Origin of the sequence: Moorena sp. SIO4A1 (assembly GCF_010672065.1) — a bacterium.
In the GTDB taxonomy this organism is placed as follows: Bacteria; Cyanobacteriota; Cyanobacteriia; order Cyanobacteriales; family Coleofasciculaceae; genus Moorena.
In genome coordinates this window covers 1-1,475 of the sequence record NZ_JAAHHX010000695.1, presented here as the reverse complement: position 1 = coordinate 1,475, position 1,475 = coordinate 1, and the positions used below count along the sequence as shown (strand labels likewise).

The following is a 1,475-nucleotide window of genomic DNA, read 5'->3' as shown; positions in this document are numbered from 1 at the left end:
CAATACGGTTCGGTTAAGCTTGAAAAGCATGTAAACTGGTAATTGTCATCAAGGTGCGAAGGGCAAAATGCAACTCAAAGAATTCTCCTTGGTTGTACCGAAGATTGAATCAGGTACAGTACTCAAAGCTTTAGAAGCAGCGATTCCATCGTCAGCAATAGAGCAGGCGATTGCGGATACAAAAGCCAAAGAAGAGCGCAGGCGAGCTTTACCTTCACATTTGGTTGTCTGTTTAATCATTGCCATGAGTTTATGGTCAAAAGCTTCTATGAGAACAGTACTGAAAAATCTAGTAGATGGTTTGAGTGAAGCTTGGGTGAGAGTGGGGAAGTATTGGCGAGTACCTTGTAAATCCTCAATTACTGAAGCACGACAAAGAATAGGGTGTCAGGTAATCAGTCGTCTTTTCCATTCAGTAGTAAGTCCTTTAGCAACAGTTGACACACCAGGAGCTTTTCTTGGAGGACTGCGAATAATGGCAGTAGATGGCACATTATTCGATGTACCAGATACCGATAAAAACGCAAGGGTGTTTGGATATCCTGGTAGTCGTCCTGGTACTCAAACCGCCTTCCCCAAAGTCCGCTTAGTGCTACTAATTGAAGCCGGAACGCATTTAATCGTTGATGCGTTAATCTGTCCATACCGCATTGGTGAGCGAGTTAGAGCAAAAAAGTTACTACGGTCAGTAATGGAAGGAATGTTGTTGATGTGGGATAGAGGACTACATTCTTATGGAATGGTAAGAGCAACCCTTGGCCAAAAATGTGATTACTTAGGACGAGTGCCAAAAAATGCCAAATTCAAGGTAGAAAAAGTTTTGGCAGATGGTTCTTATCTATCGTGGATTACCCCTGATCGTAAATCCAAGAAAAAGGGTGGTACGAAAATCCTAGTACGAGTCATTGAATATACCATTGATACTGATGGAGAGCCAGAAATTTACCGCCTTATTACTAGTTTGACAGATATGGCTTTATTCCCGGCTTTATTACTGGCGATTGAATATCATCAACGTTGGGAAGTAGAAAATACTATTGATGAACTCAAAGTTCACCTTAATGGTCGCAAAACTCCAATTCGCTCCCTAAACCCTCGTGAGGTAGTTCAAGAAATTTACGGTTGGCTTCTTGGTCATTGGGCTGTACGTTCCCTAATGTATCAAGTGGCCGAGCGTGCTCAAATCTCCCCTTTACGATTAAGTTTTACCGGAACCCTTAATGTTGTGCGTCGTGCCCTTCCTAAATTTCAACGTCTTGAGCCAGAAGAAGTCCCTTTTTTTTAACCTGGCTAATGACAGAAATCTTTGACGAGCAGATCCCAGAGCGCGAAGGAAGAAGTAACCCGCGAGTAGTTAAAAAAACTAGAGCTAAATTTCCTTCCAAGAAACCAATACATAAAGGAATTGGAGCCAAAAGTGAAACACGAACATTCTATGTAATCAATACTGCTTAGAGCTTAACCGAACCGTATTG

1 protein-coding gene is annotated in these 1,475 nt (G+C 42.0%); it reads left to right on the top strand.

The window, feature by feature from the left end; all coding sequences use genetic code 11:
- Positions 1–67: 67 nt before the first annotated feature.
- The gene (locus F6K53_RS42020; RefSeq protein ID WP_293068984.1) at positions 68–1,285 is read left to right on the top strand and encodes an IS4 family transposase; all 1,218 of its coding nucleotides are present in this window, start codon (positions 68–70) and stop codon (positions 1,283–1,285) included.
- Positions 1,286–1,475 lie beyond the last annotated feature (190 nt).

Excerpts from the sequence above, each read along its gene's own strand:
- F6K53_RS42020 (WP_293068984.1), top strand. The coding sequence starts at position 68 with ATGCAACTCAAAGAATTCTCCTTGGTTGTACCGAAGATTGAATCAGGT.